This is a genomic window from Streptomyces sp. NPDC092296 (assembly GCF_044755465.1).
Taxonomy (GTDB): domain Bacteria; phylum Actinomycetota; class Actinomycetes; order Streptomycetales; family Streptomycetaceae; genus Peterkaempfera.
Genome location: NZ_JBIVRB010000005.1, coordinates 171,031 through 189,597, shown reverse-complemented (window position 1 = coordinate 189,597; position 18,567 = coordinate 171,031). Strand labels below are relative to the sequence as shown.

Here is an 18,567-nt window from a genome sequence, read left to right as displayed (position 1 = left end):
TCAGGCGGAGTATTCGTCGGACTTCGCGCGCCGCCACGGCTGGATAAGGCTGGCCATGACGGAACTGGTGCTCGGGAAGGAATCCGGGTCCTTGAGCCCGACTGCGGCCGGAACACGGCCCGGATACCAGTGGAAGCTGTTGAAGAGGTGGTCCCAGATCGAGAGGTCGGAACCGAAGTGACCGGCCTCGGACAGGTCGGTGCTGTGGTGCAGCCGGTGCTGCTCCGGGCTGGTGAAGATGTGGTTCAGCAGACCGATTCGCACATCGATGTTGGCGTGTATGAAATACCCTTGCGCAACAACGAACAGGCCGACGGCGAAAACGGAGCTCTGCGAGAATCCGAGCAGCGCCAGGGCGAGCTGCACCGAGCCCTGCGAGAACAGGACGTCGAGGATGTGATTGACGCCGTTGTTGGCGACATTCACCTTCTCCGGGACATGGTGCACACCGTGCAGCCGCCACAGCCAGGCGTTGGTGTGCCCCCACCGGTGGATCAGATAGCCGGCGAGCGAGCCCGCCAGCAGGGCGAACGGGATCTCCACCCACAAGTCCAGCACCGGGTGCAGCGGCGCGACCAGCCCGACGACGGCCATCACCGCGAACTGCGCCAGCCCCCCGCCGACCATGGTCAGCAGGAAGTAGAGGCCGTACCAGCCCCATTCTCCACGGCTCGGATGCCAGCCCCGCTCATACGGAATAATCCGCTCCAGCAGCGCGAGATAGGCGATGACGCCCATCAGGAAGAAGAAGCTCACCCGGCCCGGGTCCCAACCGTAGTGCAGGGTCGCCACAGCCGTCGAGACGACCGCCGCGAGCAGGACAGGATAGGCCGCTCGGTTCAGGAATCGCCACATGACCACACCATTCAGCCACAGGACGGCATGCGGAGGCATGCCGACCGATAAATGGAGCGCGCTTAATCGACCGGAGGCAGGAGAGGAACAGGCTGCTCCGATTCCGGTTGCGCGATGACTTTCGACCGCCGGCGCTCGGGTGCGGACGGCGGTGTTCCGCTAGCCGAGTCTGCCGGCGCCCGGTCTCGACACCGGGATGAAACAACAGGCGTGCACTGCGGGCACAGCTCTGCTGGAGAATCTCTCCACGACCCTCTGGAACACAAGTCCCCCTTGGGCAGAGGTCACGGAAGTCGTATGAGGTGATACTAGCCGTGGTCGCACTACTTCTGGCAGGAATCCCTAAAGAATCACCCGGACCAGCGAGCGCATCCCGTCCGACCAGGGGCGCTCCCCAGGAAATCAGGCCGGCGTGCGCCCCGGCCGGGGGCGGTCGCGCCGCTCCGGGCGCCGGTCCGGGCCGGGGCGGTCGCGCTCGTCGGCGCAGAGCGCGTCGCTCAGCCGGGTGAGCAGCGCGGCAAGATCGGCGTACCTGGTCTCGTCCCAGTCACCGAGCAGATCGGCCAGCTGCGCGCGGCGGGCGGCGACCAGCCGCTCGGCGACCTGCTCGCCCGCCGGGGTCAGCCGGAGCTGGAGCGTCCCGTTCCGCACCGCGAGGCCGCGCCCCTCCACCTCGATCGCGGCGTTCTCGACCACCTGCCGGGGGATGACGCCCCGGTCCGCGATGCCACCGGGGTCCACCAGGCCGTGCTTGTGCATCATCAGCAGCAGCCAGCCCGAGGCCGGTTGCAGGTCGAGCCCGGCGGCGGCCGTGATCCGGCGGTAGAGCCCGTGCCGGGCCTGGCGGCTGCCCAGCAGGGACAGCGCCCGCGCGATCTCGTCCACCGAGGAGCGCTCGACCGGGTTGGTGCCTATGCCCTCGCCCAGGTCGGGGCTGGTCACCGACTGCCGCAGCGGCTGCTCGCGCAGGAACCAGGCGAGCACGAAGGCCACCAGCACGATCGGCACCGCGTACAGGAAGACCTGGGTGATGGCCTGCGCATAGGCGTGGTGGACGGCGTTCCGCACGGCGGGCGGCAGCCCCGCGACGGCACGCGGATCACCGGTGACGGCACCGGGGTCGAAGCCGGGCGGCAGTCGTACCCCGGTGAAGGCATGGGCCAGGCGGTCGCGCAGGCCGTTGGCGAAGATGGTGCCGAAGACCGCCACGCCGAAGGAGGCGCCGATGGAGCGGAAGAAGGTGGCACCGGCGGTGGCGACCCCCAGGTCCTCGTAGCCGACAGCGTTCTGCACCACCAGCACCAGCACCTGCATCACCATGCCGAGGCCGAGGCCGAAAACCAGGAAGTACAGGCTCATCTCCAGGTCCCCGCTGTGCTCCGTCAACCGGGAGAGCAGCAGCAGGCCCACCGCCGTGACGGCGGTGCCGGTGATCGGGAAGACCTTGTAGCGGCCGGTGCGGCTGACGATCTGCCCGGAGACGATGGAGGTGAGCAGGATGCCGAGCACCATCGGCAGCATGTGCACACCGGAGAGGGTCGGGGAGACCTGCCGTACCACCTGGAGGAAGGTCGGCAGATAGGTGAGCGCGCCGAACATGGCGAAGCCGACGATGAAGGAGATCACCGCGGCGAGCGTGAAGGTCTGCATCCGGAACAGCCGCAGCGGCAGCACCGGCTCCTCGGCCCGCCGCTCGACCTGGAGGAAGAGCGCCAGCAGCACCAGGCCGAGCACGCCGAGCCCGATCACCTTCCAGGAGGCCCACGGCCAGGTGACGCCGCCCAGCGAGGTCATCAGCACCAGGCAGGTGGCCACCCCGGCGATCAGCGCGGTGCCGGCGTAGTCGATGGTGTGCCGCTGCCTGCTCTGGGCGCCGCGCAGCACCGCCGCGATGACCAGCAGCGCGACGATGCCGACCGGCAGGTTGACGTAGAAGACCCAGCGCCAGCTGAGGTTGTCCACGAAGAGGCCGCCGAGCAGCGGCCCGAGCACGCTGGTGACGCCGAAGACCGCGCCGAACAGCCCCTGGTAGCGGCCCCGGTCCCGGGGCGGCACCAGGTCTCCGACGATGGCCTGCGAGAGCACGATCAGCCCGCCGCCGCCCAGGCCCTGGAGGGCGCGGAAGCCGATCAGCTCGCCCATGTTCCGGGAGAGGCCGCAGAGCGCCGAGCCGATCAGGAAGATCACGATCGAGGACTGGAACAGGCGCTTGCGCCCGTACATGTCGCCGAGCTTGCCCCACAGCGGGGTGGCGGCGGTGGAGGCCAGCAGATAGGCGGTGACCACCCAGGAGAGGTGTTCGAGGCCGCCGAGGTCGCTGACGATGGTGGGCAGCGCGGTGGCCACGATGGTCTGGTCCAGGGCGGCCAGCAGCATGGCGAGCAGCAGCGCGCCGATCGCCACCCAGAGGTTCTGCACCGGCCCGGCGGGCGGCCCCGGCTGGGTCGCCGGCAGCGGGGACGCGCCTGCGGCACCGCCCGTGGGGGCTCCCGTCCGGTCGGGCTCGGCAGCCATGCCAGCTCCTCACAGCGTCAGGTCCGGTGTGGTCGCCCCCGCGTCAGGCCATCGCCGGACCAGTTTGTCAGCACTGTCTGGGTATCGCTCCTTTTACAGCCGTACGGACCGCTGTACCGGGCATCGGCGGCCCTAACCCATCAAGCCGGTCATAACCCCCGGCCGCCGGAGGCCCGCTGCTGTGCGATCAGCTGCTGTTCCTGCATAATCGGGCCCGACCGGGGCCGACACGCGCCTTCGCCGCACCAGGTGGCACGCCCTCGCCCGCCTCCGGTCCCGTCCGCCGAGCCGGCCGCCGTCCGCGGCCCCCGTCCGGCGACGACGCACTGAGCAGACGACGCACTGAGCAGACGACGCACTGAGCAACAGAGGAGGACCGGTCGGATGCCGGGAGAGCACTGCCCCAGGTGCGGCATCGAGCGCGCCGCCGGCTGGTGCGCCTGCCCGCCCGACCTGACCGGCCCGCCGCAGCCGGCCGGGCCGCCCGACCTCACCGACACCGCCGTGCTGCCGCACATCGAGGGTCCGCCGCTGGTCCGCCCGTACGTCCACGCGGCGGGCGATCCCGACCAGGCCGTGGTGCCGCCGCCCGAGCCGGTCGAGCCCGCCGCCGGGAAGCCGGCGCCCGCGCCCACGTCCGCGCCCTGGCCGTATCCGACGGGGTCGGCCGCGCCGCCGTCCGGCAGCGATCTGGGCATGTTCCCGTTGGAGACCGGCGCCGTGCCCGCCACGGTGCGCTACTCGCGGGCCGCCGGACGGCAGGCGGCCAGCCGCAAGCGGCGCAACCGGGGTCTGCTGATCGCCGCCGCGGTCGCGGTCCCGGCCGCAGCGGGGATCGGCTTCGCGCTGTCCGGTTCGGGTGGCGGCGGCGACCAGGCGCTGCCCGCGCCCGTCCCCTCCGTCTCGGCTCCGGTCGACGAGCCCACCGGCGCCCCGCACGACCCGGCCACCAGCAGCGGCCCGCCGCCCTCCGGCGCGCCGACCTCGGCCCCGGCCGTGGTGGTGCCCGTCACCAGCGCCACCGCCGACCCCGGCAGCAAGGCCCCACAGGCGCCGCCGCCCGCCGCGCCGCCGAGCAGCGACCCCGGCTCGACGCCGACCCTGAGCGCGCCCCCGACGTCCGGCCCCACCACCGCCGCCGACACGCCGACCACCGCCGCCACCAGCGGCAGCCCGGAGCCGACCGAGGGCGAGAGCAGCGCGCCCGCCACCGCCCCGGCCACCCCGGACACCCTGACGGTGGGAGCGAGCGGCCCGGAGGTCACCGCCCTCCAGCAGCGGCTGGCCCGCGCGTGGACGTACCACGGGCGGCCCAGCGGCCACTACGACCAGAAGACCAAGGAGGCCGTCGCCATGTTCCAGCTCTGGTACAGCGTCCAGGGCGACCCCTCGGGCGTCTACGGCCCCAACACCCGGGACCGGCTGGAGCGGGCATTCCCCTGAGCCCGGCGCCGGAGCGCATCCTGGACCGGTGGCGATCAACGGCTTCGGCCCCCTGGAGTTCCAACTGGTGCTGCTCCGCCGGATGGCGGACTTCCACCCCGAGCTGGTGGCGGACGCCGCCCGCCGACTGGGCGCCTCCCGCGCCGAGCTGCGGGAGGCCAACCGGCGCTGGCAGGCGATGCTGCGCTCGCGCACCTTCCCGCACGGCGAGCGCCGCTACCTGGCCGTGCTAGGGCAGCCCGAGTCGACCGGGCGGCGGGCGGTCGGTGATCTGGAGCTGCGGGTGCTGCGCTGGCCGGTGCCGCTCTGGCCGGAGCTGCGGTTCGAACTGCTGCTGGCCCCGGGCGGCGGGGTGCTGGACGAGTGGCTGGTACGGGCCCCGGGCAGCCCGCCGCCGCAGCTGCGGACGCTGGCCGATCTGACCCCCTGGAGCTGCACCATCGGTGACGTGGGCGCGGCGTTCCCCGGCGCCCGGCCGCTGGAGGGCGCCGCGCCGACCCGCTGGCGGCTGGCCTTCACGGCGCCGGACGCGGACGGGGTGGCGCATCAGGCGGTGGCCGACTTCACCTGGGGGCTGCTCCAGGAGGTCCGTACCCGGGAGACCGGGGTCAGCCCCTGACCGCCTCCACGATGCTGAAACCGGCCATCACCAGCATCACCACCGCCGCGACCCGGGTGATGACCCGCAGCGGCACGTGCTTCATCAGCTTCTGGCCGCCGACGATCGCCACGGCGGCCACCGCGCACAGCGCCAGCCAGGAGCCCACCGCCACCGCGAGCGGGTCGCTGTAGCGGGCGGCGAGGTTGGCGGTGGTGATCTGGGTCAGGTCGCCGAACTCGGCCACCAGCACCAGCAGGAAGCCGGACCCGGCGACCTTCCAGAATCCGGTGGACGACGGCTCCTTGGCGGCGTGCTCGTCCTCGTCGCCGTCCCGCTGGAGCAGCAGCATCGCGGCGCCGCCCAGGAAGAGCAGGCTGACCACGCCCTCCACCCAGCGGTGCGGCAGCAGCGCCAGCAGGCTGCCCGCTGCCACCGCGAGGGCGACATGGACGGCGAAGGCGGCGGCGATGCCGGCGAAGACGTAGCCCGCCCGGTAGCGGGTGCCCAGCACCAGGCTGGCCAGGGCGGTCTTGTCCGGCAGTTCGGCCAGGAAGATGATGCCGAAGGTGATCACGGCAATGGTCGGGCTCATCGGTGCGGGGTCTTCCTCGTCGGTCGGGCTCCCGTACCGGCGGTGACCTTCCAGGGGTCGCTTCGGCACGGCAGCGCATGGCAACAGCACTGCGGCCGAAGGTCTCGCCGGCACCGCCCGCGGTCGCGCCGCGTTCGTACGATGCCCCGGGCGCCGGGCAGCAGCGGGGCTGCGGCCAGTATGTCGACGGTCCGGTGGAGGGCTACTCCCCTTCGATCGCCGCCCACTTTACCGGATGGTCGCCTGGCACGTTTGATATGTCATGGCCCTGTCGATCCAGCCCTGCCGCGACATGCGCAAACGCCCGCGATCAGAAGGGGTGGTCCAGACCATTGACAGCCACCCGCGCCGCCTCCTAGCGTGACCGGCACCCGACGTGTGCGTACGGCTCGCACCGGGACCGGGACAGGGGGACGGGACGTGGGCGCAGACCTCGACAGGCCCGACCACGCCCCTGCACGGCAGCGGACTCGGTCGCGGTCTCGGTCGTGTCATGCGCCGACCGGCCCGTGCGGCACGTCCCACCTGCGGCGCCCCACGGGGGTGGCCGCCGCGGTGGACGCGCCGCCGCTGATCCGGCCGCGCGCAGCGGCGGGCCGGACCGGGCCGGCCAGGGACTCGGCCGACGGCGCGGGCCTGGGTGGGGCCGACGCCGACGCGGCCGGGGCCGTATTCGGACGGGTGGCCGCGACCCGGCCGCCCGAGGTCGCGGCCGTGCCGACGGCGCACGATCCGGGTACGGCCGACAGCGGTGCCGCCGGGCCGGTCCCTGGGTGGGTGGCCTGGTCCGGCGGCGCCGCAGACTCCGCCCGCGCCACCCGCTGAACCGCCCCGAGCCGCCCCCCAGCCGCCCTCGCGCCGGGTGCCCGTCAGGCACCGACATCCCCGCTGACCGCTCACCGACCGACCGCTGACGGGTCATCCGGGTCACCGTCAACGGCGTGGAGGGCTGTGTTCACGCCAATTCGCGGTCGGGATTCCGGTTGTGGCGGTATCGCAGCGGTGTTCGGAGGTAGCGTGCGGTCCGCAGCGGAGGCGAGAGCGCTTCCGGGCACCGACCAGCCGGAGGGGGCGTCCGTGGACCGTCCAACGTGGGCACCGCAGGGGATCGACCTGGAGAGGGCCAGTGCGGCCCGCATCTACGACTACTTCCTGGGCGGTTCGCACAACTTCGAGGTCGACCGCGAGGCCGGGCGTCGAGCGGTCGAGATCATGCCCGACCTTCCCAAGATCATGCAGGCCAACCGGGCCTTCATCCGGGACGCCGTACGGCAGGCGGCCGCCGCCGGGGTCACCCAGTTCCTGGACATCGGCTCCGGCATACCCACCTTCGGCAATGTGCACGAGGTCGCCCTGGAGGCCACCCCCGACGCCCGGGTGGTCTACGTCGACCACGACCCGGTCGCCGTCGCCCACAGCCAGGCCCTGCTGGCCGACGTACCGCAGGCCGCCGTGGTCGAGGCCGACCTGCTGCGCCCCAAGGAGCTGCTGGCCCGGGTGGCGGCCGGCGGCCTGCTCGACCTGGACCGGCCGGTGGCCCTGCTGCTGGTCGCGGTGCTGCACTTCGTGGAGGAGAGCGCCGATCCGTACGGGCTGGTGGCGCAGCTGCGCGACGCGCTGGCCCCGGGCAGCGTACTGGTGCTCTCGCACGCCAGCCAGGACACCCGGCCGGACGAGGCGACCCGGATCGAGAAGCTGTACGAGCGGCTCGGCACACCGTTCGCGATGCGGACCAAGCAGCAGGTGGAACGGTTCTTCGAGGGCTTCGAGCCCGACCCGGGCGTGGTCCTGATCGCCGAGTGGGGCGACAACGCCCAGGCCGCCGCCGGCGACCCGTCCCGGTTCAGCGGCTATGTGGGAGTGGGACGCAGGCCGTGACCACCACCGCCCATGGGGACCCTGCCTCGCCGCAGGGTCCCCATGACGCCCTGGAGCGGTTCGCCGCCGTCTGGTGCCGCGCCGTCTACCCGGTGAGCACCACCTCGCTCAGCCGCACCGAACTCCAGGCGTATCTGGAACCGCTGGCGGCCCGCCTGCACTCCCTGCTGGCGGGCCGCCCGTTCCAGCCCTGGCCGGCCCGCGAGATCGGCGCCGCGCTGGTCCAGGCGCACTGCACCAACCCACAGGCGCTCGCGCAGAGCCTGGACGTCATCGAGTCCTATCTGCTGCTCTACCTGCCCGCCGACCTGACCGGCGAGCCCGGCACCGCCCGCAGCCGGCTGACCCGGCTTCAGCACCACTTCGCCGCCGGGTACGCCCGGGAGCTGCGGGAACGGGCGCTGGGCGAGCAGGAAGCCATCTCCCGGGCCGCGCTCACCGCCCAGGTCCGCGCCGAGCAGGCGCTGCGCGCCAGCGAGGCCCGCTTCCAGGCGCTGTTCCGCGACGCGGTGATCGGCATCGGCTTCGCGGACCTCCAGGGGCGCATCGTGGACGTCAACGGCGCGCTGGCGCGGATGATGGCGGCCAGCGCCGAGGACCTGTGCCACCTCAACGTCCATGACTTCGTGCACCCGGACGACGCCGACGGCACCTGGGAGCTGTACCAGGACTCGGTGCTCGGCATCCGCGACCACTTCCGCGCGGAGAAGCCGTACTTCCGGCAGGACGGCTCGGTGCTCTGGACCGATCTGACGGTCTCGCTGATCCGCGACGACGCGGGCCGCCCCCAGTACCAGGTCGCGATGATGGAGGACATCACCGAGCGCCGGATGCTGCACGATCGGCTGCACCACCAGGCCACCCACGACCCGCTCACCGGGCTGCCCAACCGCACCCTGCTGCTGGAACGGCTCTGCCGGGCGCTGGCCCCCGGCTCCCCGGTCGGGTCGGTCGGCATGTGCTACCTCGACCTGGACGGCTTCAAGGCGGTCAACGACAGCCTGGGCCACCACGCCGGCGACCAGCTGCTCGCCGCCGTCGCGGAGCGCTTCGGGCGCTGTGTGGACGACCCGGGCCGGACCATCGCGCGGATGGGCAGCGACGAGTTCACCGTGCTGGTCACCGACCCGGCGGGCGAGGAGGAGATGGTGGACCTCGCCCAGCGGCTGATCGCCTCGCTGGCCGCCCCGGTGGAGGTCGGCGGGCGGCCGCTCTCGCTGACCGTCAGCGTCGGCGTGCTGGCCTGCGCGGCCGACGCCATGGAACCGGCCGAGGTGGTGCAGGCCGCCGACATCGCCCTGCTGCGTGCCAAGGCCGAGGGGGCGGGGCGCTGGGCGGTGTACGACGCCGACAGCCACGCCCGGGAGATCGCCCGCTCCACCCTCTCCACCCATCTGCCGACCGCGCTGGAGCGCGGCGAGTTCTTCCTGGAGTACCAGCCGCTGGTCTCGCTGGGCGACGGCACGGTGGTCGGCGCCGAGGCGCTGGTGCGCTGGCGGCATCCGCAGCACGGCACGCTGGGGCCCGACGCCTTCGTACCGCTCGCCGAGCAGACCGGGCTGATCGTGCCGCTCGGCCGCTGGGTGCTGGAGACCGCCTGCCGGCAGGCGCACGACTGGCAGCGGCTGCTGCCCGACACCCCGCTGCGGATCAATGTGAACCTGGCGCCGCGTCAGGCCCGCTCCCCCGAGCTGGTGCACGATGTGCTGCGCATCCTCAAGGAGGCGGAGCTCGACCCGCAGACGCTCTGCCTGGAGATCACCGAGAACGCGCTGATCGGCGCCGACGACGAGGCGCTGCACGCGCTGCGCCGGCTGACCGACCTCGGGGTCACCATCGCGCTGGACGACTTCGGGACCGGCTACTCCAACTTCTCCCATCTGCACCGGCTGCCGGTCCACAGCCTGAAGATCGACCGCTCCCTCACCGGCGACCTGGCCGGCCCCGACCGGCCGGACCCGACGGCGGAGAAGATCCTCACCGCCCTGGTCTCGCTGGCCCGCGCCCTCGACCTGGCCGTCACCGCCGAGGGCGTCGAGACCGCCGAGCAGGCCCACCGGCTGCGCGCCCTGGGCTGCGACACCGCCCAGGGCTGGCTCTACGGCCGCCCCGGCCCCGCCGAGACCTTCCTCGCCCTGGTCAGCGCCCCCGCCGACGAGCCGTGCCGAGACGAGCCCCGCCGAGACGAGCCGTGCCGAGACGAGCCCTGCTGACGGGAGCGCAGGTCGTCGGTGATCCGGTGGTGCTCCCCGGGCCGATGGTGCGGAAGTGCACGGAACCTCTCGCGGTGATCGGTCCTCTTCTACGATGTGACCGACACAACAGCAGTGCGCGACAGGATGGTTGGCATGACTGACAGTACGTCGGACGTGGACCAGAGCAGACCGAGCATCGCCCGGGTGTACGACTACCTGCTCGGTGGCAAGGACAACTTCGCGGCGGACCGGGTGATCGGGGACCACTTCATGGTCGACCTGCCCGGTTCGGTGGCCATCGCGTACAGCAACCGCGCGGCGCTGGTGCGCGCGGTGCGGGACATCGCGCTCAGCACCGGGATACGGCAGTTCATCGACATGGGCAGCGGGCTGCCCACCGCCGACAACGTCCACCAGGTCGCCCAGCGGCACGCGCCCGGCTCCCGCGTGGTCTATGTGGACAACGACCCCATCGTGCTCGCCCACGGCCGCGCCCTGCTGGAGGAGAACGAGTACACCTGCGTCATCAAGGCCGATGTCCGGGAGCCCGAGCGGGTCCGGCACCATCCGGACACCGTGGACCTGATCGACTTCGAGCAGCCGGTCGGTGTCATCCTGTCGGCCATCCTGCACCATGTGAACGACGACGAGGACCCGGCGTCCATCGTCCGCTACTGGTACGACCAGGTTCCCTCCGGCAGCCATTTCTTCATCTCGCACTTCCGGTCCGGCGACAACCCCGAGACCGTCGAGGCGGAGGGCATGCTCCAGGACACCTTCGGCCGGGGTCGCTGGCGCACCGACGACGAGATCCGGGCCCTCTTCGGGGAGTTGGAGATCCTGGACCCCGGCATATCGACCTGCCTCACCTGGCGCCCGGACCCCGCCCCCGGCCTGACCCGGATCGGCGCTTCCGGCCCCGAACCCACCCTCTGGGAGCAGCTCATCGTCGCCGGTCTGGCCCGCAAGCCCTGACCGCGAGGGCGGTCAGCCGGTCAGGGCGGTGAGGATGGCGTCCGGGTGCACGGGGAGGCTGCGGAAGCGGTGGCCGGTGGCGTGGTGCAGGGCGTTGGTGACGGCGGCGGCGGTGCCGACGATGCCGATCTCACCGATGCCCTTGGAGCCCATCGGGTTGAGGTGGGGGTCGTGCTCCTCGATCCAGTGGACCTCGATGGCGGGGACGTCGGCGCAGCAGGCCAGGTGGTACTGGGCCAGATCGCGTTCGACGTGGTCACCGAAGCGCGGGTCGGTGCTGCTGCCCTCCAGTAGCGCCATGCCCAGGCCCATGGTCATCCCGCCGAGGAACTGGGAGCGGGCAGTCCGGGGGTTGAGGATGCGGCCGGCCGCGAAGACGCCGAGCAGTCGGCGGACCCGGGCCTCCCCGGTGTCGATGTCCACCTGGACCTCGGCGAACTGGGCGCCGAAGGCATGGCGGGCGTACTGCTGACCGGCGGTGACGCCTTCGGCGTTGTCGGCGGTGGCGGTCAGCCCGCCGGCCGGGGCGGTGCCGCCGTACTCCCGGTCGAGCCTCCCGCGCAGTTCGCGGCACGCCTTGTCGACGGCCCAGCCCCAGGAGGCGGTGCCGGAGGAGCCGCCGGCGACGGAGGCATCGGGCAGGTCGCTGCGGCCGATCAGCGGCCGGACCCGGTCCAGCGGCACGCCGAGCGCGTCGGCGGCGATCTGCGCCAGGACCGTACGGGCGCCGGTGCCGATGTCGGTGGCGTTGATCCGGACGGTGAAGCCGCCGCCGGGTTCGGCGCGGGCCTCGGCGCTGGACGGCATCATCAGCACCGGGTAGGTGGCGGAGGCGACGCCGGTGCCGAGCAGCAGCCGGCCCTCGCGGCGGACGGCCGGGCGCGGGTCGCGGTGCTGCCAGCCGAACCGGCGCGCGCCCTCGCGCAGGCAGTCGGCCAGGCCCCGGCTGCTGAAGGGGCGGCCGGAGTCGGGGTCGGTCGGCGGGTCGTTGCGCAGCCGCAGTTCGACCGGGTCGACGCCGCAGGCGGTGGCGAGTTCGTCCATGGCCGACTCCAGCGCGAACATGCCGGGGCATTCGCCGGGGGCGCGCATCCAGGACGGCGTGGGGACGTCCAGCGCGACCACCCGGTGGGTGGTACGGCTGTGCGGGGAGGTGTACATCATCCGGGCCGGCACCGCCGCCTGCTCCACGAACTCCTGGACCGTGGAGGTGCGGGTGGCGATCTCCTGGGCCAGCGCGGAGATCCGGCCGTCGCGGTCGGCACCCAGCCGCACCCGCTGCACGGTCGGTGCCCGGTGCCCGGTGAGGGCCGGCATCAGCTGCCGGGGCAGGGCCAGCTTGACCGGCCGTGCCACCACCCTGGCGGCCATGGCGGCGAGCACCAGTTGGGGGCGGGTGGTGCCCTTGGAGCCGAAACCGCCGCCGACGTGCTCGGAGACCACCAGTACATCGGCCGGGTCCAGGCCGAAGAGCGTGGCCAGGGTCTCCCGGGCGGAGGTGGAGCCCTGGTTGGAGTCGCGGGTGAGCAGCCGGTCGCCGTCCCAGGCGGCGGTGGAGGCGTGCGGCTCCAGGGGGTGGTTGTGCAGCGGCGGCGTGCGGTAGACGGCGTCCACGTGAACGGCTGCGGTGCGGTACGCGGTGTCGAAGTCGCCGCGCAGCCGGTCGGCGGGATAGCCGCCGTTGACCTCCTCGGGGGTGTAGAGCCGGGGGTGGTCGGGGGTGAGTGCCACGTCGTGCGGTTCGGGGGCGTACTCGACGTGGACGGCGGCGGCGCAGGCCCTGGCCGCCTCCAGGGTGTCGGCCACGGCAAGGGCCACCACCTGGCCCCGGTGGACGACCTGCGGCGACTGGAGGACGGCGAGGCCGGGGTCGTCCCCGGGCCGGAGGCGGGGCGCGTTCTGGTGGGTGAGGACGGCGAGGGCGCCGGGTTCGGCGAGGGCGGCTTCGGTGTGGACGGCGGTGACGGTGCCCCGGACGATGTCGGCGGGCACCGGCCAGGCGTACGCGGTGCCGGGGGCGGTGTGCTCCACGGCGTACCGGGCGGCGCCGGTGACCTTGTCGACGCCCTCGGCCCGGGTGGCGGGGGTGCCCAGCACGGCGGTGGGGGTGCGGCTGCTCATCGGGGGCTCCGGGGGGTGGGGGTGGGGTTGCTTTGCGGGGGTGGGGGGTTGCTTTGCGGAGGTGGGGGGCTGGGCGCGCAGTTCCTCGCGCCCCTGGGCGGGGCGGGGAGTTGGGGATGGGAGGGGCTGCTTTGCGGAGGTGGGGGGCTGGGCGCGCAGTTCCTCGCGCCCCTGGGCGGGGCGGGGGGGTCAGTGATCGGGGGTGAGGTCGGTGAGGAGGCGGGTGGTCAGGTTGCGGATGAGGGGGAGCTTGTAGCCGTTGTCGCGCAGTGGGCGGGCCGCCGAGAGTTCGGCGGCGGCGGCGCGGGCGTAGGAGTCCTCGGTGGCGGGGGCACCGCGCAGCAGCCGTTCGGCGGTCCACGCCCGCCAGGGGCGGGCGGCGACCGCGCCGAAGGCGAGCCGGACGTCGTGGACGGTGCCGTCCCGCACCTCCAGCGCGGCGGCGACGGAGCCCAGCGCGAAGGCGTAGGACGCGCGGTCGCGGGCCTTGCGGTAGGCGGAGCGGGCGGCGAGCGGCAGCGCGGGCAGCCGGACGGCGGTGATCAGGTCGCCGTGGGCGAGGACGGTGTCGCGTTCGGGGTGGTCGCCGGGCAGCCGGTGCAACTCGGTGACGGGCAGGGTCCGTTCACCACGGGGACCCAGCACCACGACCTCGGCGTCCAGCGCGGCCAGCGCGACGGCCATGTCGGAGGGGTCGGTGGCGATGCAGTGCGCGGAGGCGCCCAGCACCGCGAGGTCGCGGTGGGCGCCCTCGATCGCCGGGCAGCCGCTGCCGGGGTGGCGCTTGTTGCAGGGCTTGCCGGTGTCCTGGAAGTACGGGCAGCGGGTGCGCTGGAGCAGGTTGCCGCCGACGGTGGCGACATTGCGCAGCTGCCCGGAGGCGCCCGCCAGCAGCGCCTGGGAGAGGGCCGGCCAGCGGTGGCGTACGAGGGGGTGCGCTGCCAGGTCGCTGTTGCGGGCGGCGGCGCCGATCCGCAGGCTGCCGTCGGCGGCCGGTTCGATCCGGGCGTCGAGCAGCCGGTTGACGTCCACCAGCAGGTCGGGGGTCTCCACGCCGAGTTTCATCAGGTCGACCAGGTTGGTGCCGCCGGCCAGGTAGCGGGCGCGGGGTGCGGCGGCGAGGGTGGCGACGGCGGCGGCCGGGTCGGTGGCGCGCTGGTAGCGGAACGCCTTCATCGGGCCACCCCGTGCAGGGCCGGCTCCCGCTGACCCGCGCCGTGTGCGGCCCGCGCCACGTCGTACACCGCCTCGACGATGCCCTGATAGGCGCCGCAGCGGCAGAGGTTGCCGCTCATCCGCTCGCGGATCTCCGTGGCGTCCAGCGGCACCGGCCGACCCGGGGGCGCGCCCTGCGGCGTGGCGGCGCTGGGCGCCCCGGCCGCCGCCTCGGCCAGCACGCCGACGGCGGAGCAGAGCTGGCCGGGGGTGCAGTAGCCGCACTGGAAGCCGTCCCGCTCCAGGAACGCCTGCTGGAGCGGGTGCAGCCGGTCGCCGTCGGCCAGCCCCTCCACGGTGGTGATCTCGCAGCCGTCCAGGGCGACGGCGAGGAGCAGGCAGCTGTTGGTACGGCGGCCGTCCAGCAGTACGGTGCAGGCGCCGCACTGGCCGTGGTCGCAGCCCTTCTTGGCGCCGGCGAGGTCGAGGTGCTCGCGCAGCGCGTCCAGCAGCGTGGTGCGGTTGTCCAGCCGCAGCCGCCGGGGCTCGCCGTTGACGCGGAACTCCACCGTGCCGTGGCTCCGCTGGTCGTCGTCCATGGTCCGCCTTGTCCGTCTGTCTGTCTTTTTCTGTCTGTCTTTTTCTGTCGGCCTTGTTCTGTCGTGTTCCGTCCGTCTTGTCCCGCCCGTGCGCCTCCCGGGTCGGGGCATGCGGGTATCCGGGCGGAACCGGGTGAAACCCGGCGGCGGGCGGCGGGTGCGTACGGTCACCGGTTCGGCGTATCCGACGGTCCGGCAGCCGCCGGGCGACCGGGGCGGCAGGTCCCAGCCCGATCTCATTTGACGGGTTCCCGTTACGCCTCCAACACGCCCTCGGCATAATCGGGCCCATGACGTTCACGCGTGCGAGCCTGCGCGCCCTTGCCGATGATCTGCACGTCTGGCTGCCGCCCAAGCGGGGCTGGGGTCTGGCCAACTGCGGGCTGCTGGTCTCGCCGCGCACCGCGCTGTGGATCGACACCCCGTACGACCGGTCGTCGGCCGCCGAGTTCCTGGCCGGCAGCCGCAGACTGCTCCCTGACGGCGTGTCGGTCGACCGGGTGGTGGTCACCCATGCCAACGGTGACCACTTCTGGGGTGCGGGGGTGCTGCCGGACGCCGAGGTGATCGCCACTCATGAGGCGCTGGAGCACATCCACTTCGAGCCGACCCCGGAGCAGCAGCAGGCGCTGGTCGCCGACAGCGACCCCGGGTCGCCGCTCGGCTGGTACCTCAAGCGGCACTTCGGGCGGTTCGACTGGTCGGACACCCCGCCGGTGCGGCCCGCCACCCTGCTCCGCGGCGAACTGGAGCTGCGGGTGGGCGACCACCCCGTCGAGGTGTCCAGCCTGCCGCCCGCGCACACCGGCGGCGACCTGATCGTCCATCTGCCGCGCCAGAAGGCGGTCTTCTCCGGTGACGTGATCTTCAGCTCGACCCGGCAGCAGCCCGGCGACCACCCGGTGCACTGGGCCGGGCCGCTGGCCAACGTCATCGCGGCCTGCGAGCGCGTGCTGGACACCGGCGCGGAGATCATCGTCCCCGGCCACGGCCCGGTGCTGGACCGCGCGGGCGTACGGAAGCACATCGGGTACCTGGAGTACACCCGGGAGCGCGCGCACGCCCTGCACGCTGCCGGGGTGCCCGCGCCGGAGGCCGCCCGCCGGGTGATCGCCGAGCGCCGCCACCCCGAACTCGGCCTGCCCGAGCGGCTGGTGGTCACCTTCGGCGCCGAGTACCGGCATCTGGACGGCGCCGCCGAGCAGCCCGGCGTACTGGAAGTGATCACCCAGGTCGCACTGCTCGCCCAGGAGCTGGAGCAGCCGGCCGGCCTCCCCGCCCCGCGACGCCCGGCCAGTGCGGACGCCCCCTCACCGACCTGACCGCCCCCGGCCGCCCGCCGCCCGCCGCGTGCACGGACGACGCGCCGGGCGCCGGGCGGGCCGCCTTCCCCCCGAGGACTTCGACCATGCAGACCGCGATGGCCCTGATTGCAGCGATCGGTGTCGCCGCCGGCGCGGCGGCCACCGCCGTCCTGGCACGCGCCCGGTACCTCGCCCTGCGGCGGGCCGAGTCGTCGGAAGCCCGGCTGGCCCGCACCATGGAGCGGATCGAGGAGGCCGACGCCCGGGAGCGGGCGCTGCTGGCCGAGATCGCGCACCTCGCCCAGGAGCGGGTGCCGGCCGCCGCGCTGGCCCTGGCCCACCCGGGCGCCCCGGTGCCCGGCCCGCGCGACCACCGGCTGCGCGGCAGCGAGGCCGAGCGGGCCCTGAAGGCGGTGCTGGACGCCTGCGACGCCGTGGTGGGCGAGGAGCGCGACCGGGTGGACGCGGCGGCCCGGTCCGCGATGCGCGGCGCCACCTCCAAGATCCAGACGCTGCTGTACCAGATCCAGAGCCGGTTGCAGGAGCTCCAGCACGAGTACGACGACCCCCGGCTGCTGGAGCTGGACTTCCGCAATGAGCTGGCGCTGCGCCGCACCCAGGCCACCGCCGTGCTCTGCGAGGCGTGGCCGGGGCTGGCCCGTGCCGACTCGCCGCTGGCCGAGGTGCTGCTCGGCGCCCAGTCCCGGGTGCCCGGCTACGGCCGGATCAAGGTCGCCAACCATCTGCGGGAGCCCCGGCTGGCGGTCGCGGCCCGCGCCGCCGAGCCGCTGGCCATCGCCCTGGCCGAGCTGCTGGCCAACGCCACCGCCTACTCCCATCCGGAGACCGAGGTACCGGTCACCCTCCAGCAGGGCAACCGCAGCGCGCTGGTGGTGGTCGACGACGCCGGGGTCGGCATGGACGACGACCAGTTGCAGCGGGCCAGGCGGCTGCTCTCCGCCCCGCAGCGGGTGATGCTGACCGAGCTGGGCAACCCGCCGCAGGCCGGGTTCGCCGTCATAGGCCGGCTCGCCGCCCAGTACGGCTTCGGCTGCCACGTCGAGCCGTCACCGTACGGGGGGATGCGGGCGATCGTCCGCGTCCCCGACAGCCTGCTGACCGTACTGGACGCCGAGCAGCCGCTGTCCGCGCTGGCCCCGCAGCCGGTACGGTCCGCCCCCGCCGCCGACGCCCCTGCGGCGGACCAGGACGCCGGAAGCCTGCCGACCAGGCACCGGCGCCGCCCCCGCCCGCAGCCCGAGCCGGCCGCCGCCACACCGGAGGCACCGGCGGACCGCAGCCCGGAGCAGGCCGGTGCCCGCTGGGGCGCGCTCCAGCACGGCACCGTGTCCGGCCGGGCCGCGGCCGACCCCGCAGCCGCCTCCGCTGCCGCCCCCGTTTCGAACGCCGCCCCCGCTGCGGACGTCCCCGCGGCGGACATCCCTGCCGCGAACATCCCTGCCGCGAACATCCCTGCCGCGGACGTCCCCGCTGCGAACACTGAAGGAGCCGACGAGTGAGCGCCGCCCCCCGCCGTCCCGCCACCGAGGATCTCGCCTGGGTGCTGACGCCCCTGCTGGAGGTGCCCGGCACCCTGCACGCGGTCATCGCCACCGGCGACGGCCTGGTCGAGGGCGCGTCCGCCGGTCTGAGCCGGGCCTCCGCCGAGCGCGTCGCGGCCATGACCGCCACCGTGCACGCCGCCGCCCGCGCCTTCACGGTCGCCTTCACCGACGACGAGCAGCCGAAGCTCCAGCAGACGGTGGTGGAGTCCGAGCACGGGTTCGCGATCGTGGTGCCGGCCGGGCAGAACACCTCGCTCGCGGTGTTCGCCTCCCCCGAGGCCCAGTTGGGCAATATCGCCTATCAGATGCAGGTCCAGGTCGCAGCCCTGGCCAAAGCCATGGGCAGCGCCGCCCGGCAGCCGGACGCCGCCGACCGGTCGTGAGCGCGGGTCGCGGGCGGCGGCTGGTACCGGCCTATCTGGCCACCTCCGGCCGCGCCAGGCCCGCCGCCGCCGACTTCGACCGGCTCACCGTCCTCCAGGCCGACGGCACCGACCCGCCCCGGGGGCTGCGACCGGAGCACCGTCGGCTGTGGGAGCTGCTGCAACCGGGCGCACTGACCGTCGTGGAGGCCGCCGCCCACCTCGGCCTGCCGGTCAGCGCCACCGTCTTCCTCGCGGCCGACCTCGTCGAGGAGGGCCGCTTGCGGGCCCGCGCCCCCGTACCCCCCGCCCAGCAGATCGACCGCACGCTCGTCGAGAGGCTCCTCGTTGGACTCCGCGCCCTGCGCTGACCTGGCCGGCCACCCCCGGCCCGGCCACCCGCAGCAG

General features: G+C 73.7%; 16 protein-coding genes. 10 read left to right on the top strand and 6 right to left on the bottom strand.

The window, feature by feature from the left end; all coding sequences use genetic code 11:
- Together ACIQGZ_RS15830 and ACIQGZ_RS15825 are read right to left on the bottom strand one after the other, a co-directional pair.
- Entirely contained in the window at window positions 1–855 is an 855-nt protein-coding gene (locus ACIQGZ_RS15830; protein WP_402602221.1) for a sterol desaturase family protein, read from the bottom strand.
- Window positions 856–1,257: 402 nt separating this feature from the next.
- Complete coding sequence (locus tag ACIQGZ_RS15825) at window positions 1,258–3,369, bottom strand: MFS transporter (RefSeq protein ID WP_402602220.1); 2,112 nt, start codon at window positions 3,367–3,369, stop codon at window positions 1,258–1,260.
- Between the two features lie 384 nt (window positions 3,370–3,753).
- Between ACIQGZ_RS15825 and ACIQGZ_RS15820 the strand changes: the two genes are divergently transcribed.
- Together ACIQGZ_RS15820 and ACIQGZ_RS15815 are read left to right on the top strand one after the other, a co-directional pair.
- Complete coding sequence (locus tag ACIQGZ_RS15820) at window positions 3,754–4,812, top strand: peptidoglycan-binding protein (protein WP_402602219.1); 1,059 nt, start codon at window positions 3,754–3,756, stop codon at window positions 4,810–4,812.
- A 28-nt stretch (window positions 4,813–4,840) separates the two neighbouring features.
- A complete protein-coding gene (locus ACIQGZ_RS15815) occupies window positions 4,841–5,431 on the top strand; it encodes a hypothetical protein (protein ID WP_402602218.1) in 591 nt (196 codons plus the stop codon).
- Here the strand turns inward: ACIQGZ_RS15815 and ACIQGZ_RS15810 are convergent.
- Window positions 5,421–6,005, bottom strand: a complete 585-nt coding sequence (locus ACIQGZ_RS15810; protein WP_402602216.1) for a TMEM165/GDT1 family protein — start codon at window positions 6,003–6,005, stop codon at window positions 5,421–5,423. The genes ACIQGZ_RS15815 and ACIQGZ_RS15810 overlap by 11 nt on opposite strands.
- 555 nt (window positions 6,006–6,560) lie before the next feature.
- Here ACIQGZ_RS15810 and ACIQGZ_RS15805 point away from each other — a divergent pair.
- From ACIQGZ_RS15805 to ACIQGZ_RS15790, 4 genes are all read left to right on the top strand, one after another.
- The gene (locus ACIQGZ_RS15805) at window positions 6,561–6,830 is read left to right on the top strand and encodes a hypothetical protein (protein ID WP_402602214.1); all 270 of its coding nucleotides are present in this window, start codon (window positions 6,561–6,563) and stop codon (window positions 6,828–6,830) included.
- Window positions 6,831–7,082: 252 nt separating this feature from the next.
- Window positions 7,083–7,883: an SAM-dependent methyltransferase gene (locus ACIQGZ_RS15800; RefSeq protein WP_402602213.1), complete on the top strand. Its 801-nt coding sequence runs from the start codon at window positions 7,083–7,085 to the stop codon at window positions 7,881–7,883.
- The gene (locus ACIQGZ_RS15795; RefSeq protein ID WP_402602211.1) at window positions 7,880–10,096 is read left to right on the top strand and encodes a putative bifunctional diguanylate cyclase/phosphodiesterase; all 2,217 of its coding nucleotides are present in this window, start codon (window positions 7,880–7,882) and stop codon (window positions 10,094–10,096) included. The genes ACIQGZ_RS15800 and ACIQGZ_RS15795 overlap by 4 nt, the downstream gene beginning before the upstream one ends.
- A 135-nt stretch (window positions 10,097–10,231) precedes the next feature.
- Complete coding sequence (locus ACIQGZ_RS15790) at window positions 10,232–11,053, top strand: SAM-dependent methyltransferase (protein ID WP_402602210.1); 822 nt, start codon at window positions 10,232–10,234, stop codon at window positions 11,051–11,053.
- A gap of 12 nt (window positions 11,054–11,065) precedes the next feature.
- Here the strand turns inward: ACIQGZ_RS15790 and ACIQGZ_RS15785 are convergent, their stop codons facing one another.
- From ACIQGZ_RS15785 to ACIQGZ_RS15775, 3 genes are all read right to left on the bottom strand, one after another.
- Window positions 11,066–13,174: a xanthine dehydrogenase family protein molybdopterin-binding subunit gene (locus ACIQGZ_RS15785; protein ID WP_402602209.1), complete on the bottom strand. Its 2,109-nt coding sequence runs from the start codon at window positions 13,172–13,174 to the stop codon at window positions 11,066–11,068.
- Between the two features lie 189 nt (window positions 13,175–13,363).
- Window positions 13,364–14,350, bottom strand: coding sequence for an FAD binding domain-containing protein (locus ACIQGZ_RS15780; protein WP_402602208.1), 987 nt, complete (start codon window positions 14,348–14,350; stop codon window positions 13,364–13,366).
- Entirely contained in the window at window positions 14,347–14,928 is a 582-nt protein-coding gene (locus ACIQGZ_RS15775; RefSeq protein ID WP_402602207.1) for a (2Fe-2S)-binding protein, read from the bottom strand. Before ACIQGZ_RS15775 ends, ACIQGZ_RS15780 begins: the two co-directional genes overlap by 4 nt.
- A 290-nt stretch (window positions 14,929–15,218) precedes the next feature.
- On the opposite strand from ACIQGZ_RS15775, the gene ACIQGZ_RS15770 reads away from it, so the two are divergent.
- The 4 genes from ACIQGZ_RS15770 (at window position 15,219) to ACIQGZ_RS15755 (ending at window position 18,530) form a co-directional block, all read left to right on the top strand.
- Entirely contained in the window at window positions 15,219–16,250 is a 1,032-nt protein-coding gene (locus ACIQGZ_RS15770; RefSeq protein ID WP_402602206.1) for an MBL fold metallo-hydrolase, read from the top strand.
- An 86-nt stretch (window positions 16,251–16,336) separates the two neighbouring features.
- Window positions 16,337–17,752 carry an ATP-binding protein gene (locus ACIQGZ_RS15765; protein ID WP_402602205.1) on the top strand — a complete coding sequence of 472 codons (1,416 nt, stop codon included), beginning with the start codon at window positions 16,337–16,339 and terminating at the stop codon, window positions 17,750–17,752.
- Window positions 17,749–18,180 (top strand): roadblock/LC7 domain-containing protein, encoded by a 432-nt coding sequence (locus tag ACIQGZ_RS15760; protein ID WP_402602204.1) that lies wholly within the window; start codon window positions 17,749–17,751, stop codon window positions 18,178–18,180. Before ACIQGZ_RS15765 ends, ACIQGZ_RS15760 begins: the two co-directional genes overlap by 4 nt.
- Complete coding sequence (locus ACIQGZ_RS15755; protein ID WP_402602203.1) at window positions 18,177–18,530, top strand: DUF742 domain-containing protein; 354 nt, start codon at window positions 18,177–18,179, stop codon at window positions 18,528–18,530. The genes ACIQGZ_RS15760 and ACIQGZ_RS15755 overlap by 4 nt, the downstream gene beginning before the upstream one ends.
- Window positions 18,531–18,567 lie beyond the last annotated feature (37 nt).

What these genes read in the sequence shown, in the direction of transcription:
- ACIQGZ_RS15825 (WP_402602220.1), bottom strand. Translation starts at nt 3,369, where the DNA reads ATGGCTGCCGAGCCCGACCGGACGGGAGCCCCCACGGGCGGTGCCGCA.
- ACIQGZ_RS15770 (WP_402602206.1), top strand. Translation starts at nt 15,219, where the DNA reads ATGACGTTCACGCGTGCGAGCCTGCGCGCCCTTGCCGATGATCTGCAC.
- ACIQGZ_RS15775 (WP_402602207.1), bottom strand. Translation starts at nt 14,928, where the DNA reads ATGGACGACGACCAGCGGAGCCACGGCACGGTGGAGTTCCGCGTCAAC.
- ACIQGZ_RS15820 (WP_402602219.1), top strand. Translation starts at nt 3,754, where the DNA reads ATGCCGGGAGAGCACTGCCCCAGGTGCGGCATCGAGCGCGCCGCCGGC.
- ACIQGZ_RS15765 (WP_402602205.1), top strand. Translation starts at nt 16,337, where the DNA reads ATGCAGACCGCGATGGCCCTGATTGCAGCGATCGGTGTCGCCGCCGGC.
- ACIQGZ_RS15790 (WP_402602210.1), top strand. Translation starts at nt 10,232, where the DNA reads ATGACTGACAGTACGTCGGACGTGGACCAGAGCAGACCGAGCATCGCC.
- ACIQGZ_RS15810 (WP_402602216.1), bottom strand. Translation starts at nt 6,005, where the DNA reads ATGAGCCCGACCATTGCCGTGATCACCTTCGGCATCATCTTCCTGGCC.
- ACIQGZ_RS15830 (WP_402602221.1), bottom strand. Translation starts at nt 855, where the DNA reads ATGTGGCGATTCCTGAACCGAGCGGCCTATCCTGTCCTGCTCGCGGCG.
- ACIQGZ_RS15785 (WP_402602209.1), bottom strand. Translation starts at nt 13,174, where the DNA reads ATGAGCAGCCGCACCCCCACCGCCGTGCTGGGCACCCCCGCCACCCGG.
- ACIQGZ_RS15780 (WP_402602208.1), bottom strand. Translation starts at nt 14,350, where the DNA reads ATGAAGGCGTTCCGCTACCAGCGCGCCACCGACCCGGCCGCCGCCGTC.